This window comes from Kaistia nematophila, from assembly GCF_026343855.1.
GTDB lineage: Bacteria > Pseudomonadota > Alphaproteobacteria > Rhizobiales > Kaistiaceae > Kaistia > Kaistia nematophila.
The window spans coordinates 92,812-109,945 of the sequence record NZ_JAPKNK010000006.1; the positions used below are offsets into that span (position 1 = coordinate 92,812).

16 protein-coding genes are annotated in these 17,134 nt (G+C 66.9%); 12 read left to right on the forward strand and 4 right to left on the reverse strand.

The window, feature by feature from the left end; all coding sequences use genetic code 11:
- Positions 1-390: 390 nt before the first annotated feature.
- Positions 391-1,266: an aldo/keto reductase family oxidoreductase gene (locus OSH07_RS14970; protein WP_266339476.1), complete on the reverse strand. Its 876-nt coding sequence runs from the start codon at positions 1,264-1,266 to the stop codon at positions 391-393.
- Positions 1,267-1,359: 93 nt separating this feature from the next.
- Here OSH07_RS14970 and OSH07_RS14975 point away from each other — a divergent pair, with 93 nt between their 5' ends.
- The 5 genes from OSH07_RS14975 to OSH07_RS14995 all read left to right on the forward strand — a co-directional run bounded on the left by OSH07_RS14975 (position 1,360) and on the right by OSH07_RS14995 (position 6,735).
- On the forward strand, positions 1,360-2,268 hold the full coding sequence (locus OSH07_RS14975; protein ID WP_266339477.1) for a LysR family transcriptional regulator: 909 nt from the start codon (positions 1,360-1,362) through the stop codon (positions 2,266-2,268).
- Between the two features lie 118 nt (positions 2,269-2,386).
- A complete protein-coding gene (locus OSH07_RS14980; RefSeq protein ID WP_266339478.1) occupies positions 2,387-4,141 on the forward strand; it encodes an alkaline phosphatase in 1,755 nt (584 codons plus the stop codon).
- A gap of 80 nt (positions 4,142-4,221) precedes the next feature.
- Complete coding sequence (locus OSH07_RS14985; RefSeq protein WP_266339479.1) at positions 4,222-4,686, forward strand: hypothetical protein; 465 nt, start codon at positions 4,222-4,224, stop codon at positions 4,684-4,686.
- Between the two features lie 4 nt (positions 4,687-4,690).
- Positions 4,691-5,398, forward strand: coding sequence for an ABC transporter ATP-binding protein (locus OSH07_RS14990; RefSeq protein ID WP_266339480.1), 708 nt, complete (start codon positions 4,691-4,693; stop codon positions 5,396-5,398).
- Positions 5,395-6,735 carry an FtsX-like permease family protein gene (locus OSH07_RS14995; RefSeq protein ID WP_266339481.1) on the forward strand — a complete coding sequence of 447 codons (1,341 nt, stop codon included), beginning with the start codon at positions 5,395-5,397 and terminating at the stop codon, positions 6,733-6,735. The genes OSH07_RS14990 and OSH07_RS14995 overlap by 4 nt, the downstream gene beginning before the upstream one ends.
- Before the next feature lie 9 nt (positions 6,736-6,744).
- Here OSH07_RS14995 and OSH07_RS15000 read toward each other — a convergent pair whose 3' ends face one another.
- Positions 6,745-7,089, reverse strand: coding sequence for a hypothetical protein (locus OSH07_RS15000; RefSeq protein ID WP_266339482.1), 345 nt, complete (start codon positions 7,087-7,089; stop codon positions 6,745-6,747).
- Between the two features lie 291 nt (positions 7,090-7,380).
- Here OSH07_RS15000 and OSH07_RS15005 point away from each other — a divergent pair, with 291 nt between their 5' ends.
- From OSH07_RS15005 to mltG, 6 genes are all read left to right on the forward strand, one after another.
- A complete protein-coding gene (locus OSH07_RS15005; RefSeq protein ID WP_478293587.1) occupies positions 7,381-8,646 on the forward strand; it encodes an MFS transporter in 1,266 nt (421 codons plus the stop codon).
- A gap of 272 nt (positions 8,647-8,918) precedes the next feature.
- Complete coding sequence (gene fabD, locus OSH07_RS15010) at positions 8,919-9,857, forward strand: ACP S-malonyltransferase (RefSeq protein ID WP_266339484.1); 939 nt, start codon at positions 8,919-8,921, stop codon at positions 9,855-9,857.
- Between the two features lie 72 nt (positions 9,858-9,929).
- Positions 9,930-10,667 (forward strand): 3-oxoacyl-[acyl-carrier-protein] reductase, encoded by a 738-nt coding sequence (gene fabG, locus OSH07_RS15015; protein ID WP_266339485.1) that lies wholly within the window; start codon positions 9,930-9,932, stop codon positions 10,665-10,667.
- 270 nt (positions 10,668-10,937) lie between these two features.
- Positions 10,938-11,174 carry an acyl carrier protein gene (locus OSH07_RS15020; protein ID WP_104218330.1) on the forward strand — a complete coding sequence of 79 codons (237 nt, stop codon included), beginning with the start codon at positions 10,938-10,940 and terminating at the stop codon, positions 11,172-11,174.
- A gap of 74 nt (positions 11,175-11,248) precedes the next feature.
- Positions 11,249-12,511 (forward strand): beta-ketoacyl-ACP synthase II, encoded by a 1,263-nt coding sequence (fabF, locus tag OSH07_RS15025; protein ID WP_266339486.1) that lies wholly within the window; start codon positions 11,249-11,251, stop codon positions 12,509-12,511.
- Between the two features lie 95 nt (positions 12,512-12,606).
- The gene (gene mltG / locus OSH07_RS15030) at positions 12,607-13,872 is read left to right on the forward strand and encodes an endolytic transglycosylase MltG (protein ID WP_266339487.1); all 1,266 of its coding nucleotides are present in this window, start codon (positions 12,607-12,609) and stop codon (positions 13,870-13,872) included.
- A 27-nt stretch (positions 13,873-13,899) separates the two neighbouring features.
- Here mltG and OSH07_RS15035 read toward each other — a convergent pair whose 3' ends face one another.
- Both OSH07_RS15035 and OSH07_RS15040 read right to left on the reverse strand, forming a co-directional pair.
- On the reverse strand, positions 13,900-14,307 hold the full coding sequence (locus tag OSH07_RS15035; protein ID WP_266339488.1) for a GFA family protein: 408 nt from the start codon (positions 14,305-14,307) through the stop codon (positions 13,900-13,902).
- A 62-nt stretch (positions 14,308-14,369) separates the two neighbouring features.
- Entirely contained in the window at positions 14,370-16,010 is a 1,641-nt protein-coding gene (locus tag OSH07_RS15040) for an FMN-binding glutamate synthase family protein (protein WP_266339489.1), read from the reverse strand.
- Between the two features lie 226 nt (positions 16,011-16,236).
- Here OSH07_RS15040 and OSH07_RS15045 point away from each other — a divergent pair, with 226 nt between their 5' ends.
- Positions 16,237-17,124: a YicC/YloC family endoribonuclease gene (locus OSH07_RS15045; RefSeq protein WP_266339490.1), complete on the forward strand. Its 888-nt coding sequence runs from the start codon at positions 16,237-16,239 to the stop codon at positions 17,122-17,124.
- Positions 17,125-17,134: the final 10 nt, after the last annotated feature.

Below are 17,134 nucleotides of genomic sequence, written 5' to 3' on the forward strand. Positions count from 1 at the left end.
AACTTCGAGAGCGGAGACACGGGAAGACGGGATCTCTGATCCCTGCGGCTCGCGCCGCCTTCCGTTCAACCCCCGGCCGGGTGTCGTTACGACGGGCGGTGCATATACGGGAATGGCCGAGAAGGCAAGGCGTGGCGCGATTCTTTGGATCGCCGCCTGTGGGGGCCGGACGGATTATTCGGCCGAACAGGAGTTGGTGCACTGGCTCGTAGAAAGAAAGCCCCTCACCCAACCCTCTCCCGCTCGCGGGAGAGGGCCAAGGGCAGCGCTTGTTCCAATATACAGCCGAGCCGACTGGCACCGGCTTGCTCCCTCTCCCGGCACGGGAGAGGGTTGGGGTGAGGGGCTTACTCCCTCTCCTGCGAGCGGGAGAGGGGTGGGGTGAGGGCCCTACTTCCCGCCAATCCCGTTCAGCTCGGCCAGCGCGTCGTCCGGCAAAACGAGATCGGCGACGGCGAGGTTTTCCTTGAGGTGACCGACCGACGAGGTGCCGGGAATGAGCAGGATGTTCGGCGAGCGCTGCAGCAGCCAGGCGAGGGCAACCTGCATCGGCGTGGCGCCGAGACGCGTGGCGACGTCGTTCAGCGTCGCGGATTGTAGCGGGCTGAAGCCGCCGAGCGGGAAGAAGGGCACATAGGCGATGCCGTCGCGGGCGAGGTCGTCGATCAGCGCGTCGTCGGCCCGGTGCGCCAGATTGTACTGGTTCTGCACGCAGACGATGTCGGTGATCTTTCGCCCTTCGGCAATTTGCGTCGGCGTCACGTTGCTGAGGCCGATATGGCGGACGAGGCCCTGGCGCTGCAAATCGGCCAGCACCGTCAGCGTCGGCTCGATCGAGCCTTCGGCCGGGCCGTGCGTGTCGAACATGATGCGCAGGTTGACCACTTCCAGCACGTCGAGGCCGAGATTGCGGAGATTGTCATGCACCGCCGCCGTCAGCTCTTCCGGCGCGTAGGCCGGCAGCCACGACGCGTCGGCGCCGCGCCTTGCGCCGATCTTGGTCACCAGCACGAGATCGTCGGGATAGGGGTGGAGAGCCTCGCGGATCAGCTTGTTGGTGACGTGCGGGCCGTAATAGTCGCAGGTGTCGATATGGTCGACGCCCTGCGCCAGCGCCTCGCGCAGCACGGCGATCGCGGCGTCATGATCCCTGGGCGGGCCGAACACGCCGGGGCCGGCGAGCTGCATCGCGCCATAGCCGAGCCGCTTCACGCTGCGGTCGCCGAGCCTGTAGGTGCCGGCCGTGTCGATCGTCGTTGTCGTCATGGTGTTTCTCCTTTGCGGTGGCATGGAGATAGACCCTGCCGGGCTCTGCGATAATCGCGTACAATCAGCACGAGCTGTACGGAATTTCGAACAATGACCATCGATCTCGGGGATCTCAACGCCTTCGTGGCCGTGGCGCGGGCGCAGGGCTTTCGCGAGGCGGCGCGGGTGGGCGGCGGCAGCGCCTCCGCGATGAGCGAGGCCGTGCGCCGAGTCGAAGCGCAGCTTGGCGTCCGGCTCTTCAACCGCACGACAAGAAGTGTCGTCCTGACAGAGGCCGGCCGGGGCCTGCTGGAACGGCTCGGCCCGGCGCTGACCGAGGTCGAGGCGGCGCTCGATGTCGTCAACGGCTTTCGCGACCGGCCGGCCGGAACGCTGCGCCTGAACGTGCCGATCAGCGCGGTGCGGCTGGTGCTCGGCAGCATCGTGCCCGCCTTTCTCGCCGCCTATCCGGAGATCCGGCTGGAGGTCATCGCCGAGGACAGCTTCGTCGACGTTCTCGCCGCCGGCTGCGACGCCGGCATACGTTACGACGAAAGCCTCGAGCAGGACATGATCGCCGTGCCGATCGGGCCGCGCACGCAGCGCTTCGCAGCCGCCGCCGCGCCGTCCTATCTCGACCGCCATGGCCGCCCGGACCATCCGCGCGCGCTTGCCGACCATGCGTGCCTGCGCTTCCGCTTCTCGAGCGGCGCCATGCCGGTGTGGGAGTTCGAGCGCGATGGCGAGGCGGTCCGGGTCGAGACGGGTGGGCCGCTGGTTGTCCAGGCGGGGTCCGCGACCGACCTCGCCGTCCAGGCGGCGATCGCGGGAACGGGTATCGTCTATCTGTTCGAGGATTGGCTGCGGCCGCATATTGAAAGCGGTGCGCTGGAGCCGGTGCTGGAGGACTGGTGGCCGCGCTTCTCGGGACCGTTTCTCTATTATCCCGGCCGGCGGCTGGTGCCCGCGCCGCTTCGTGCCTTCATCGATTTCATCCGGGCGAACCCTTGGCGGCCGTGATCGCCGGCCGCATGTTGTCCGCCGCTTCCTATGGCTGCCTTCACATGGGTGTCATGCGCAACTCTTAGGTCCGGATTGTCGACCGCCTTGGCGGTCTCCCCAATCCATGAGGTACCCGATGCGCAAGATGTTGCTCGCCCTGGCTGCGACGACCATGCTCGCCGGCGCGGCCCAGGCCGCGACCGTCTATCCGCTCGACCGCGCGACGATTCTGGCCGGCTCGCCCTTCGACTTCAAGGTCGAGTTCAATGAGACGGTCAAGCCCGAGGACGTCAAGATCACCGTCAACGGCCAGGACTACAAGACGGTCTTCGGCACCGAGGCGACGTTCACCGAGACCGAACTCGGCAAGGACGACAAGAAGCTCGGCTCGGCCGTCATCCTGCGCAAACTCGTGCTCGCCACGCCGGGCACCTACACGGTCGAGGCCTCGGCCGGCGGCGAGACCAAGTCGGTCACCTGGGACGTTTACGGCACCGCCGCCCAGCCCAAGGCCAAGAACGTCATCTTCCTGCTCGGGGACGGCCTCTCGGTCGCGCACCGCACCGCTGCGCGGATCATGTCCAAGGGCATGACCGAGGGTAAGGCGGACGGCCGCCTCAACATGGACGACCTCGACCACATGGCCTTCATCGGCACCTCGTCGACCGAAGCCATCGCCACCGACAGCGCCAACACCATGTCGGCCTACATGACCGGCCACAAGACGGCCGTGAACGCCCTCGGCGTCTATGCCGACCGTACCCCGGCCTCGATGGACGACCCGAAGGTCGAGACGCTGGGCGAGGCGCTCCGCCGCCAGACCAAGAAGTCGATCGGCATCGTCACCACCTCCGAACTGCAGGACGCGACCCCGGCCGCCGTCGTCGCCCACACCCGCAAGCGCGCCGACAAGGCCGAGATCACCGGCATGATGTTCGACGTCCAGCCGGATGTCGTGCTCGGCGGCGGCTCCGCCTACTTCCTCGGCAAGGAGACCCCCGGCTCCAAGCGCAAGGACGACAAGGACTACATCAAGCAGTTCCAGGATGCCGGCTACACGCTCGCCACCGACAAGGCCGAGCTCGAGAAGGCAGCCGGCACCAATACCGGCAAGATCCTCGGCCTGTTCCACACCGGCAACATGGACACCGTGCTCGACCGTGAGTTCCTGAAGAAGGGCACGGTCTCGAAGTTCCCGAACCAGCCCGGCCTCGTCGAAATGACGGAAACCGCGCTGGCGCAGCTCTCGAAGAACCCCGAGGGCTTCTTCCTGATGATCGAGGGCGCGAACATCGACAAGATGTCCCATCCGCTCGACTGGGACCGCGCCGTCGTCGAGACGATCGAGTTCGACAAGGCGGTCGGCGTGGCGCGCGCCTTCGCCGAGAAGAACCCGGACACGCTGATTGTCGTCACCGGCGATCACACGCATGGCGTCTCGATCATCGGCACCGTCGATGACGACAAGGCCGGCCCGGAAATGCGCGAAAAGGTCGGCACCTATGCCGACGCCGGTTTCCCGAACTACACGGACGAGAACAAGGACGGCTACCCGGACAAGATCGACGTCAGCCGTCGCCTGTTCCTCGCCGCCAACAACGGCCCGGACCACTACGAGACCTTCCGTCCGAAGCTCGATGGCCCGTTCGTGCCGGCCGTGCAGAACGAGAAGAAGGAATATGTCGCGAACGAAGCCTACAAGGACGTTCCCGGCGCCGTCTTCGTTCAGGGCAATATTCCGAAGGAAGGCGACTCGGGCGTCCATGCCGTTGACGACGTCGTGCTCCAGTCGGCTGGTCCCGGCGCGGAAGGCTTCAAGGGCTACATGGAGCAGAGCGACGTTTACCGCGTGATCGTCGACGCCCTGGCGCTGGCGCCCGCCAAGCAATAATCCGCGGGCCACTGGCCGCATCCTGAAAGACAGGCTTCGGGCGCAAGCGCCCGAGGCCGCTTCCTTTTGAGGAGAGACCGATGCCGTTGGTTCGGATTTCGCGGCGCGATGCGCTGCTCGGAGGCCTTGCCGCGCTGGCGGCCCCCGTGATCCCGGCGCGTCCCGCGCTTGCCGCCCTGCCGGCACTGACCTTCGACGAGCTCTACGGCTCGGTCGGCGTGCTCGGCCTCACCTTCTCCGACAAGGTCAAGCAACTGGCGGGGAAGACCGTGACGATGCGCGGCTTCATGGCGCCGCCGCTGAAGGCTGAAGCCGCCTTCTTCGTCCTGACCGAAATCCCGATGTCGCTCTGCCCGTTCTGCTCGTCGGATGCCGACTGGCCGGACAACATCATCGTCGTCTATCTCGGCGAGAAGCAGACCTTCGTCCAGCCGAACGCGGTCATCGAGGTGAAGGGCATTCTCGAATACGGCTCGTGGACGGATCCAGAGACCGGCTTCGTCAGCCTGCTGCGCCTGCGCGACGCCAGTTTCGGGCTCGTCTAGATCCATGCTCGGCCTGCATATCGAACGGCTTTCGGTCTCCTTCCCCGGTCTGCCGGCGCCCGTGCTGGAGATCCCGGAACTCGACATCGCCCCCGGCGCGCGCGTCGCCGTCACCGGCCCTTCCGGCTCGGGAAAGAGCACGCTGGTCCATATCGTCACCGGGCTGGAACGCTCGAAGCAGGGCGTCGTGCGCTGGCGCGATACCGACATTGGCCGCCTCTCCGAAGGCGCGCGCGATGGCTGGCGGGCTGAGAATGTCGGCCTCGTCATGCAGGATTTTCACCTCTTCCCCGGTCTCTCGGCGCTGGAGAACGTGCTGCTGCCGGTCAGGCTGCGCATGCGCGGCGTCGGCGCCCATCTCGGTCGGGCGCGCGAACTGCTCGCCCGTGTCGGGCTGCGCCGGCCCGACCAGGCGATCACCACCATGTCGCGGGGCGAGATGCAGCGTGTCGCCGTTGCCCGCGCGCTGCTGCGCAGGCCGGGCGTCATCGTCGCGGACGAGCCGACCGCGAGCCTCGATGCCGAGAGCGGCGCCGTCGTCGCCGAATTGCTGCTCGAACTGGCGCGCGAGGAGGGGGCGACGCTCCTTGTCGTCTCGCACGACCCGCGTCTGGTCGAACGGATGGATCGAGCCATCCGCCTCGTCGCGGGCCGCATCGCTGCCGAGCCTGCCGGAGACCTCGCAGCCGCCGCCGGAGGCCTGGCCCCATGATTCGCTTCGTCTTCGCCGATCTCCGCCGCCTTTGGGCCGGTTCGCTGGTGGTCGTGCTGCTTGTGGCGCTGGCAACGGCGCTTGGTGTCGCCGTGACCTTGCAGGAGCGTGCGCTGCGCCTCGGCAGCGCCCGGGCGGCTGACAAGTTCGATCTGGTCGTCGGCGCTGCCGGCAGCGAGACGCAGCTTGTCCTTTCCTCGATCTTCCTGCAGGCGGCGCCGCTGCCGCTGGTGCCCGGCAAGGTGCTGCATGACCTCGCCGAGGATCCGCGCGTCAGCTGGGCGGCGCCGGTGGGCTTCGGCGATTCCTTCGATGGCTACCCGATCGTCGGCACCACCGTCGGCTTGATCGATGGCGCCGGCGGCGGGTTGGCGGAAGGCCGCGCCTTCGCGGCGAAGCCCGAAGCCGTCATCGGTTCCGCCGTGCGGCTCAAGCTCGGCCAGGAGGTGAAGCCGATGCATGGCATGCCGGGTGAGGGCGGCCACACCCACGCCGAGATCGCCTATCGCGTCGTCGGCCGCATGTCGCCGACCGGCACGCCCTGGGACCGCGCCATCCTGGTGCCGATCGAGGCCGTCTGGGGCATCCATGGCATGGAGGCCGGGCACGATCATCAGGCGGCCGGGGCCGGCGGCGATCACGACCATGACCGGGATCACGCTCACGAGGCGGATGCGGGGGCGGCGCCGGAAGCGGAGCATGATCACACAGCGGAGCCCGGACACGCGCATGCCGAAGATCACGATCACGGCCACGACGAAGCCGGTCCGGCCGCGCTCGGCGGCCCGTGGAGCGAGACGACGCCCGGCGTGCCGGCGATCCTCGTCAAGCCGAAGACCTTCGCCGATGCCTACAAGCTGCGCGGCCAGTATCGCGCCGGCGCGACGCTGGCCGTTTTCCCCGGCGAGGTGCTGACCAATCTCTATGCCACGCTGGGCGACGCCAAGACGGTGCTGGGCGCCGTCGCGATCGGCGCGCAGGCGCTGGTGGCCGCCGCGATCGCTCTGGTCACGATCGTGCATGTTGGCCAGCGCCGCCGCCAGATCGGCGCGCTGCGGGCGCTCGGCGCACCACGTCTGGCGTTGTTCGGCATCGTCTGGTCGGAACTCTTCGCGCTCGTCGCGGGTGGCGTGCTGCTCGGCCTGGTGCTCGGCTATGGCGCGGCGCGTTTCCTGTCGGCGCTGTTCACGCGGCAGAACGGCGTCGTGCTGCCGGTGGGCTTCGCATGGGCCGATTGGGTTCTGGTGGCCTCGCTGCTGGCGGTCGCGGCGGTGCTGGCGGCGATCCCCGCCATCCTTGCCTATCGCCAGCCGGCGGCGTCGGCGCTGCGCGCTTGAGGCTCCCGCTCAGGTTGGCGAGACGACGTTCACGACGATCATCATGGCGATGCCGAGCGCCGTCACCAGAAGGCCGAGCATGAAGCGGTTCTTGGCGCGCTGGTAGATCGGGATTTCGAGCGAGTTGACCTCGAGCATCTCGGCCAGCGCCTTGATCTGCAGCGCGACGCCGATCGCCAGCGCGATGGCCTCGATGAAGTCGGTCGTCATCCAGGGCGAATCGTCGGTCGCCCATTGCACGGTGAAGCCGAGCGAGAAGCCGAGCACGATACCCATCGCCGTCAGCGAGCCGTTGCGGAAGGTCGAATCGATTCGGGGTGTCGGTTCGCGCGGGCTGCCCGGATCGGTGGTCATCGACACGTCCCTCCAGCGGGTGATGCGGCGACTGGCTTCCGGCCGGACGCCTGATGGTAGCCCGGGCGTCGCGGCGGTTGTGCCTGCCAGTTTTCTATCGCAATGGCGGCGGATTGGACATCACGTTGCCGCCAGCCGGTCGCGGCGGCGGGCAGGGCGATCGCGCTGGCCGCTTTCGGCCATGCAAAACATCGATTTTCGTGATGACAGCATCAATTTTTCCGCACTTTTCTTTCCAATCGACCGCGGCCATAGTGCTTTTCTTCGAAAAGACCTCCGGAATCGCCGCTTTTGGGCTCGCCCTTCCCCAGGTCATCTCAATCAAGGACTTCGGAAGTGAGCGAGAGCGCGCAAGCTTTGCCCGCATCGTCCGCCCGCGGCATCGCCGAGCGGACCTCCCTGGGCATTTTGGTGGCCATCAGCATTTCCCACATGCTGAACGATCTGATGCAGTCGGTGATTCCGGCGATCTACCCGATCCTGAAGACGGAGTTCGCGCTGAGCTTCGGCCAGATCGGCCTGATCCAGCTGGCGTTCCAGCTGACGGCATCGATTCTTCAGCCTGTGGTCGGCATCTATACGGACAAGCACCCGCAGCCCTTCTCGCTGGCGGTCGGCATGGGCGTGACGCTCTGCGGCCTGCTGATGGTGTCGATGGCCAACACCTATCCGATGCTGCTCGTCGCCGTGGCGCTGATCGGCATGGGCTCGTCGATCTTCCATCCCGAAGCCTCGCGCGTCGCCCGTATGGCGTCTGGCGGCCGGCACGGCTTCGCCCAGTCGCTGTTCCAGGTCGGCGGCAATTTCGGTTCGGCGATTGGCCCGCTGCTGGCGGCGGTCATCGTGCTCGCCCGCGGCCAGTCCAGCGTCGCCTGGTTCTCGCTCGTCGCGCTCGCCGGCGCGATGATCCTGACCCGCGTCGGCTTCTGGTATCGGGACCACCAGCGCGAGCGCAAGAAGGCCAATATCGCGCCGGTCGTGCAGACGCTCTCCCGCAAGGTGGTCGTCCGCTCGATCCTGATCCTCGCCGTGCTGATCTTCTCCAAGTTCTTCTACATGGCGGCGCTGACCAGCTACTACACCTTCTACCTGATCGAGACGTTCAACGTGTCGGTGAAGGATGCGCAGATCTACCTGTTCGTCTTCCTTGCTGCCGTCGCGGCCGGCACCATCGCCGGCGGCCCCATCGGCGACCGTTTCGGCCGCAAGTTCGTGATGTGGTTCTCGATCCTGGGCGTGCTGCCGTTCACGCTGCTGCTGCCGCACGCCAGCCTCGGCTGGACGATCGCGCTGTCCATCGTGATCGGCTTCATCCTGTCCTCGGCCTTCCCGGCGATCATCGTCTATGCGCAGGAGCTGGTGCCCGGAAAGGTCGGTCTCGTCTCCGGTCTGTTCTTCGGCTTCGCCTTCGGCATGGGCGGCATCGGCGCGGCAGCGCTCGGCGAACTCGCCGACTGGACCTCGATCACCTTCGTGTTCCAGATCTGCGCCTTCCTGCCGGTTCTCGGTCTGCTGACGGCCTTCCTGCCGAACATCCGCAAGCCGAGGCCCGCCTGACGCCACGATCCCGAGCCCGGCGGTGGACAAATCTTCGCCGCCGGATCTGGCCATCATCATGAAGACCCTTGCCGCCGCGACGTTCTTCCGTCGCGGCGGTCGTCGTTCGGGCAGGGCGTCGCAGTACCGTCCAGACGGCTCCGAAACGGACGTCCGGTCGGCCTCTCCGGCGGCAATAATCGGCCCGAGACTTGACTTTGCGGCCGTAACAGAGGATTAGCCGCCGCCGACACGCGATGATCATCGCGGCAACTTTTCGTGCGGGAACAGCCATGACGATCGCTCTCACATTTCCCGGCCAGGGCAGCCAGGCCGTCGGTATGGGCAAGGCGCTCGCCGACAACTTCGCCGAAGCACGCGCCGTTTTCGACGAAGTCGACGACGCGCTCGGCGAGAAGCTCTCGGCCGTCATCTGGGACGGCCCGATCGAGACGCTGACGCTCACCACCAATGCCCAGCCCGCCCTGATGGCGGTCAGCCTCGCCGCGCTCCGCGTGCTGGAGGCTAAGGGCTTCTCCGTTTCCAAGGCCGCCCATGTCGCCGGCCATTCGCTCGGCGAATATTCGGCGCTGGCCGCTGCCGGCAGCCTGTCGATCTCTGACGCGGCGCGCCTGCTGCGCATCCGCGGCACCGCCATGCAGCAGGCCGTTCCGGTCGGCGAGGGCGCCATGGCGGCGCTGCTCGGCCTCGATTTCGACGCCGCCAAGGCGGTTGCCGACGAGGCCGCCGAGGGGGATGTCTGCCAGGCCGCCAACGACAATGGCCCCGGTCAGGTCGTCATCTCCGGCGCCAAGGCCGCTGTCGAGCGCGCGCTCGAGATCGCCAAGGCCAAGGGCGCCAAGCGCGCGCTGCTGCTGCCGGTGAGCGCGCCGTTCCATTGCCGCCTGATGCAGCCCGCCGCCGACGTGATGGCCGACGCTCTTTCCAAGGTGACGATCAACGCGCCCGTCGTGCCGCTGGTCGCCAACGTGCTGGCCGCGCCGATCTCCGATCCGGCCGAAATCCGCGCCCGCCTCGTCGAGCAGGTGACCGGCATGGTGCGCTGGCGCGAGTCGATCGGCTGGCTCGCCGCCAATGGCAGCGATCTCTTTGTCGAAATCGGCGCCGGCAAGGTGCTGTCGGGGCTTGCCAAGCGCATCGCCCCCGAGGCACAGACGCTCAATGTCGGCACGCCCGACGACGTGGCCGCGGCGATCGAGCGTCTCGCTTGAGCGCTGGCCGCGTCGCAGTCCGTCCAGGGCAACCAATCCAGGTATGAACCGGATCATCAGAAGGAAGTCGTCATGTTCGATTTGACCGGCAAGCGCGCGCTCGTTACCGGCGCCAGCGGTGGCATCGGCCGGGCGATCGCCCAGGCGCTGCACAAGCAGGGCGCCACCGTCGCCATCTCCGGCACCCGCCGCGAGGCGCTCGAGGCGCTGGCGACCGAGCTTGGCACCAATGTCCATGTCCTGCCGTGCAACCTGTCGGTCGCCGAAGAGGTCGAGCAGTTGGTCCCGCGCGCCGAAGAGGCGATGGGCGAGGTCGACCTCCTGATCAACAATGCCGGCATCACGCGCGACATGCTGTTCGCCCGCCTGTCGGACGAGGCGTGGCAGGAAGTCCTCGACGTCAACCTGACCTCGGCCTTCCGCCTGACCCGCGCCGCGCTGCGCGGCATGATGCGCCGCCGTTCCGGCCGCATCATCTCGATCACCTCGATCGTCGCGGTGACGGGCAATGCCGGCCAGGGCAACTATACCGCGTCCAAGGCGGCGCTGATCGCGATGTCGAAGTCGCTGGCCCAGGAAGTGGCGAGTCGCAACGTCACGGTCAATTGCGTCGCCCCCGGTTTCATCGAGACGGCGATGACCGACGCCCTCAACGAAAAGATTCGTGCATCGCTTCTGGAGCGGGTGCCGGCCAAGCGTCTCGGCACGCCCGAGGACATCGCCGCCGCCGTGGTCTACCTGGCCTCGGAAGAAGCGGCCTACGTGACCGGCCAGACCCTTCATGTCAACGGTGGTATGGCTATGATCTAATTGAGGTTTCTGCGTTCGCGCAAACCTCTCGGAGAGGGTCTGTCACACCCCTTCGCGGCGGCTGGTCAAGGTTCAGAAACTATGTTAGGACCGCGCAATATCAGTGCCGCGTCTTCGCCGCTTTCGCGGCGGAGCGGGTGTGGATTGACGATCGCCGAAGACTAGTGACGATATCGCGGTGCGTTTTCGGGGGATTGCCGAGACGTCCGGGTTTCCAGCGCGCGAGAAGTCGCGGCAATAGTAGACAGAGAACAATCGAGGTTTTGAGACATGAGCGACATCGCTGATCGGGTAAAGAAGATCGTCATCGAGCATCTCGGCGTCGAAGCCGACAAGGTGACCGAGGGCGCGAGCTTCATCGACGATCTCGGCGCTGACAGCCTCGACACGGTCGAGCTGGTCATGGCGTTCGAGGAAGAGTTCGGCGTGGAGATCCCCGACGACGCAGCCGAGACGATCCTGACCGTCGGCGACGCAGTCAGCTTCCTGGAGAAGAACGCCGGCTGATCGCCGATGTTCATCCATCGTAAGCCAATGACAAGAACGGCCGGACCCGCCTGGGTCCGGATCGGGGGAAGCGTATGAGACGAGTCGTTGTAACCGGGATGGGTATGGTGACGCCGCTCGGTTGCGGCGTCGACGCCAACTGGTCGAACATTCTTGCCAGCAAGAGCGGCGCCCAGAAGATCACGAGCTTCGAGGTCGAGGACCTGCCGGCTCAGATCGCTTGCCTTATCCCGCACGGTGACAAGGCCGACGGCAAGTACAATCCGGACGACTGGATGGAGCCGAAAGACCAGCGCAAGGTCGATGATTTCATCGTCTACGCGATGGCCGCGGCCGACCAGGCCGTGCATGATTCGGGTTGGTTGCCCACCGAGTACGAGGACCAGATCCGCACCGGCGTGCTGATCGGTTCCGGCATCGGCGGCATCCAGGGCATCGTCGAGGCCGGCTTCACGCTGCGCGACAAGGGCCCCCGCCGGATCAGCCCCTTCTTCATCCCCGGACGCCTGATCAACCTCGCCTCCGGCCAGGTCTCGATCCGCTACGGTTTCAAGGGACCGAATCATTCGGTCGTGACGGCCTGCTCGACGGGCTCGCACGCGATCGGCGACGCCGCGCGCCTGATCGCGCTCGACGATGCCGACGTCATGATCGCCGGCGGCACCGAGGGCTCGGTCTCCCGCATCGCGCTCGCAGGCTTTGCCGCCTGCAAGGCGCTGGCGACCAACTTCAACGATCGCCCGCAGGAAGCTTCGCGTCCGTACGACCGCGACCGTGACGGCTTCGTCATGGGCGAGGGCTCGGGCATCGTCGTGCTCGAGGAGCGCGAGCACGCAATTCGTCGCGGCGCCAAGATCTATGGCGAAGTGATCGGCTACGGCATGTCCGGCGACGCCTATCACATCACCGCACCGTCCGAGGACGGCGACGGCGCCTATCGCTGCATGGTCGCGGCGCTGAAGCGCGCCGGCCTGCAGCCGTCCGAGATCGACTACGTCAACGCCCATGGCACGTCGACCATGGCCGACGGCATCGAACTCAAGGCGGTCGAGCGCGTCGTCGGTGACGCCGCCTCGAAGATCGCCATGTCCTCGACGAAGTCGGCGACGGGCCACCTGCTGGGTGCGGCCGGCGCGGTCGAGGCGATCTACTCGCTGCTGGCGATTCGCGACAATGTCGCGCCGCCGACGCTCAATCTCGACAACCCCTCCGTCGAGACGGCGATCGACCTTGTCCCCAAGGTTGCCAAGAAGCGGCAGATCGACGTAGCGCTCTCCAATTCCTTCGGTTTTGGCGGCACCAACGCTTCGCTCGTCTTCCGTCGGCACGCGGATTGAGAGCGCGTCTTCGCGCTTTCGCCATAATCCTCCATACATTCGCCTCTCGGCATCCGGATCCTCTCCGGATGTCGGCAGGTGAGAAGTAGGATGCGATGAACGAGACCAACCAACCGGGCGCCAAGGACAACAAGGCTGGCGATGCCGGTGAGGTCGGATCGGCCGAATTCGGCAATCGCATCAACCCGCGCAGCCCCGGCGACGCGCTCCGTCCCGAGCGCGTGCCCCCGCCGCCGCCCCGTTCGCAGCAGGCGCGCCACCCCGTCGTCATCATCATGAATTTCGCCATGACGATCCTCGTCGTCGGCGTTCTCGGTGCGGTCGGCCTCTTCTTCTTCGGCAAGCTCCGTTTCGAGCAGGCGAGCCATTTCGGCCAGGCGCGGACGGTCTCGATCGAGCGCGGCAAGAGCCTGCGTGAGATCGCCGAGGAACTGCATGAGCGCGGCCTTATCTCGTCCAAGTGGATCTTCATTGCCGGCGTCCGCGCCAACCAGATGCAGGACGACCTGAAATCGGGCGACTATCTGATCGCGCCGCATTCCAGCATGCGCGACATCATGAACGCCATGGTGAGCGGCAAGGCGATCCTCTACTCGGTCTCGATCCCGGAAGGCCTGACCAGCCAGCAGATCGTCGACCGGCTGAATGCCGATCCCGGCCTTGTCGGCGAGATCAAGGAAGTGCCGCCGGAAGGCAGCCTCCTGCCCGACACCTACCGCTTCTCGCGCGGTGACAGCCGCCAGAACATCATCGACCGCATGCTGCGCGAGCGCGACCGGGTGATGACCGCGATCTGGACCAGCCGCGACAAGGACCTGCCGATGAAGACGCAGGCGGAGCTGGTGACGCTCGCCTCGATCGTCGAGAAGGAAACCGGCATGGCCGACGAGCGCAGCCGCGTCGCCGCCGTCTTCATCAACCGCCTCCGCAGCAACATGCGCCTGCAGTCCGACCCGACCGTGATCTACGGCATCTATGGCGGCGCCGGCCTGCCTTCGGGCACGCCGATCCGTCGTTCCGATCTCGACGCCGTCAACGACTACAATACCTACAAGATCAATGGCCTGCCCAAGGGGCCGATCGCCAATCCGGGCAAGGCGTCGCTGGCCGCGGTCGCCAATCCGTCGCGGACCAAGGATCTCTATTTCGTCGCGGACGGAACCGGCGGCCACGCCTTCGCCGAGAGCTATGCGGACCACCGCAAGAACGTTGCGCGCTATCGCAAGTGGGTCGCCGAGCAGAAGGCGAAGGGCGATGCGGCGGCCGCCGAGCAGAGTGCGGGTCCGGGCGATGCCGTCGATGAAGGCGATGCGCCTGACGACAGCGCCGATGCGGCGCCGGTGCCGACCCCGAAGCCCTGATCGCTTCCGCGGACCGACGACCCCGCCTCAGCCGGGCAGTCCGTCGAGACGGGGGATTTGTTCCAGATGCTCGTCCCAGTCGGCGCGGCTGGCGACGTTGATATGCGCGTTCGGCCGCATCGGCAGCGGGCTGTCGAGGCTGCCTGCCGGCACGACCAGCAATGCGCCGTCCATCTGCAGACCCGGCAGGGCCGAGCCGCAATCGGCGCAGAAGCTGCGCTGATGCCGCGTCTCCGGCAACTGGAACGTCCGCACCTTCTCCTCGCCCGACAGCCAGTCGAGCCGCGCTTCCGTCGAGAACAGGTTGGCGCCGTGGGCAGAGCCGCTGTCCTTGCGGCAGCGCGAGCAGTGGCACAGGAAGAAGCTCTGGAAATCGCCGGAGACTTCGAACCGGGCCGCGCCGCAGAGGCACGAGCCGTGATGGGATGAGGACATGGGGTCTCTCGCGCCGGGATAGGGTCGCGAAAGCTATCTGTCTCCCCTCAGGGTTGCAAGTGTCAGCTGGCCTTGCGCAGTTCGCCTGCGATGGCGAAGCCCTCCGGCGAGGCGAGCGCCCAGGCCTGGCGATAGAAGGGATGGGGACTGTCGCCGCCGAGAAGCTCGCCTTCCGCCAGATAGGGGAAGAGCTGCGAATAGAGGCGGATCTCGTTGGAGCTGACGCGGCGTGCGACGTGGTGCGGTTTCAGGCTCGACGGGTGCTCCAGGCCGGCCGCCGCCAGCAGTTCGGCCAGCGCATGCAGCGAGTTGCGGTGGTAGTTGGCGACACGCTCGGCCTTGTCCGGCACGACGAGCGCGCGCTGGCGCAGGGCGTCCTGGGTGGCAACGCCGGTCGGGCATTTGTTGGTGTGGCAGCTCTGCGACTGGATGCAGCCGACGGCGAACATGAAGCCGCGCGCCGAGTTGACCCAGTCGGCGCCCATGGCGAGCACGGCGGCGATGTCGAAGGCGGAGACGATCTTGCCGGCGACGCCGATGCGGACATGCTTGCGCAGTCCCGCGCCGACCAGCGTGTTGTGGACCAGAAGCAGCGCCTCGCGCATCGGTGTGCCGACATGGTCGGTGAGCTCGACGGGCGCCGCGCCCGTGCCGCCCTCGGCGCCGTCGACGACGATGAAGTCGGGCACGATGCCGGTCTTCAGCATCGCCTTGACGATGGCCATGAATTCCCAGGGCTGGCCGATGGCGAGTTTGAAGCCGACCGGCTTGCCGCCGGAAAGCTCGCGCAGCCGGGCGACGAACAGCATCATCTCGGCCGGCGTCGAGAAGGCGGAATGGGCGGCGGGCGATACGCATTCGCGACCGACCGGAATGCCGCGCGTCGCGGCGATCTCGGGGCTGACCTTGTTGGCCGGCAGGATGCCGCCATGGCCGGGCTTGGCGCCCTGGCTGAGCTTGATCTCGATCATCTTGACCTGGTCGTCGGCGGCCTGCGACGCGAATTTCTCGGCCGAGAAGGCGCCGTCCGCGTTGCGGCAGCCGAAATAGCCCGAGGCGATCTGCCAGACGAGGTCGCCGCCATATTGCCGGTGATACGGGCTGATCGAGCCCTCGCCGGTATCCTGCGCGAAGCCGCCCAGCTTGGCGCCTCGGTTCAGCGCCAGGATCGCCTGGCCCGACAGCGCGCCGAAGCTCATGGCCGAGATGTTCAGCACCGAGCCGGAATAGGGCCGCTTGCATTGCTCGTTGCCGATGGTGATGCGGAAGGTTTCCGGATCCTGCAGCGGCGCCGGGCGCATCGAATGGCCGATGAACTCGTAGCCATGCGCATACGCATCGAGCAACGTGCCGAACGGCCTCTGGTCGGCCTCGTTCTTGGCGCGCTGATAGACGAGCGAGCGCTCGGCGCGCGAGAAGGGCAGGCGGTCGGAATCGGATTCGAACAGATATTGCCGGAGTTCGGGCCGGACCGATTCGACCAGGAAGCGCATATGGCCGATCACCGGATAGTTGCGCGTGATCGCATGACGCTTCTGGAGCAGGTCGAAGACGCCGAGCACGGAAAGCGCGGCGAAGGCGAGAGTCAGCGCGAAGCTGAGCGTCCGGTCCATCGGGATCAGCGGCACCAGCAGCGCGCCCAGGATGCAGAGCGCGAAGGCGCTGTAGCGGGCGATAAGCGAGAATTTCAGGATGGATTGCATGCGGGCCCCCGGCAGGGATGGTCGGCCGGCCCGTCGCGCAAGGCGCACCGGGCCGGTAGAGTTGAAACCATAGAACATAACTAAGGCTGTCTGTGTGTCGGTTTGACGGATATCCGTGCCCGCGCCCTTGAGCGCTATCGGCGCGCGGATTACTGTCCGCCTCCAACCGGCGGGCCTGACCGGATGCCTTTCATGGCCAGAGACCATTCACAGCCGGGGAATTCCGATGGCACTGACGAGCATGACCGGCTTCGCCCGCGCCGCAGGCGCCGGGCACGGCTATCGCTGGACCTGGGAACTGCGCAGCGTCAACGGCAAGGGCCTCGATATCCGCCTTCGCCTGCCGCCGAGCTTCGACCATCTGGAACAGCCGGTGCGCGAGCGCGTCGGCAAGACGCTCCAGCGCGGCAACCTCCAGGTGGGCCTCAGCCTGCAGCGCGAGACGACGGCCTCGGCGCTCCGTGTCAACGAGGAACTGCTGCGGCAGGTGATGGATCTCGTCCGCCGGGTCGGCAGCGAGATCGATGCCGCGCCGCCGACGCTGGATGGGCTGCTGTCGATCCGCGGCATTCTCGAAACCGTCGACGCCGAGGATGACCCCGCCGTCGCCGAGGCGCTCGCAGCCGACCTGCTCGTCGATCTCGACACCGCGCTCGCCGAGCTCGTTGTCGCCCGCAACCGCGAGGGCGCCGCGATCGGCGCCGTGCTCAACGCCCGCATGGACGAGATCGAGCGCCTGACGGCCGCCGCCGAGGCCTCGCCGGCGCGCACCGTGGAGGCGATCCGCAAGAAGCTCGCCGACCAGGTCGCTGCGCTCCTCGACGCCTCGCCGGCGCTCGATCCGGACCGTCTCCACCAGGAGGCGGCGCTTCTGGCTACCCGCGCCGATATCCGCGAGGAACTCGACCGGCTGACGGCCCACGTCGCCGCCGCCCGCGCGCTGCTCGCAGAGGGCGGGCCAGTCGGCCGCAAGCTCGATTTCCTCGCCCAGGAATTCAACCGCGAAACCAACACGCTCTGCGCCAAGGCGAATGATCGCTCCCTGACCGCGATCGGCCTCGATCTGAAGGCCGCCGTCGATCAGTTGCGCGAGCAGGTCCAGAATCTCGAATAGGAAGTCCCTG

Bases quoted from the DNA above. Each gene is read 5' to 3' on its own strand.
- OSH07_RS14970 (WP_266339476.1), bottom strand. From the start codon at position 1,266: ATGACGACAACGACGATCGACACGGCCGGCACCTACAGGCTCGGCGAC.
- OSH07_RS14975 (WP_266339477.1), top strand. From the start codon at position 1,360: ATGACCATCGATCTCGGGGATCTCAACGCCTTCGTGGCCGTGGCGCGG.
- OSH07_RS14980 (WP_266339478.1), top strand. From the start codon at position 2,387: ATGCGCAAGATGTTGCTCGCCCTGGCTGCGACGACCATGCTCGCCGGC.
- OSH07_RS14985 (WP_266339479.1), top strand. From the start codon at position 4,222: ATGCCGTTGGTTCGGATTTCGCGGCGCGATGCGCTGCTCGGAGGCCTT.
- OSH07_RS14990 (WP_266339480.1), top strand. From the start codon at position 4,691: ATGCTCGGCCTGCATATCGAACGGCTTTCGGTCTCCTTCCCCGGTCTG.
- OSH07_RS14995 (WP_266339481.1), top strand. From the start codon at position 5,395: ATGATTCGCTTCGTCTTCGCCGATCTCCGCCGCCTTTGGGCCGGTTCG.
- OSH07_RS15000 (WP_266339482.1), bottom strand. From the start codon at position 7,089: ATGACCACCGATCCGGGCAGCCCGCGCGAACCGACACCCCGAATCGAT.
- fabD (WP_266339484.1), top strand. From the start codon at position 8,919: ATGACGATCGCTCTCACATTTCCCGGCCAGGGCAGCCAGGCCGTCGGT.
- fabG (WP_266339485.1), top strand. From the start codon at position 9,930: ATGTTCGATTTGACCGGCAAGCGCGCGCTCGTTACCGGCGCCAGCGGT.
- OSH07_RS15020 (WP_104218330.1), top strand. From the start codon at position 10,938: ATGAGCGACATCGCTGATCGGGTAAAGAAGATCGTCATCGAGCATCTC.
- fabF (WP_266339486.1), top strand. From the start codon at position 11,249: ATGAGACGAGTCGTTGTAACCGGGATGGGTATGGTGACGCCGCTCGGT.
- mltG (WP_266339487.1), top strand. From the start codon at position 12,607: ATGAACGAGACCAACCAACCGGGCGCCAAGGACAACAAGGCTGGCGAT.
- OSH07_RS15035 (WP_266339488.1), bottom strand. From the start codon at position 14,307: ATGTCCTCATCCCATCACGGCTCGTGCCTCTGCGGCGCGGCCCGGTTC.
- OSH07_RS15040 (WP_266339489.1), bottom strand. From the start codon at position 16,010: ATGCAATCCATCCTGAAATTCTCGCTTATCGCCCGCTACAGCGCCTTC.
- OSH07_RS15045 (WP_266339490.1), top strand. From the start codon at position 16,237: ATGGCACTGACGAGCATGACCGGCTTCGCCCGCGCCGCAGGCGCCGGG.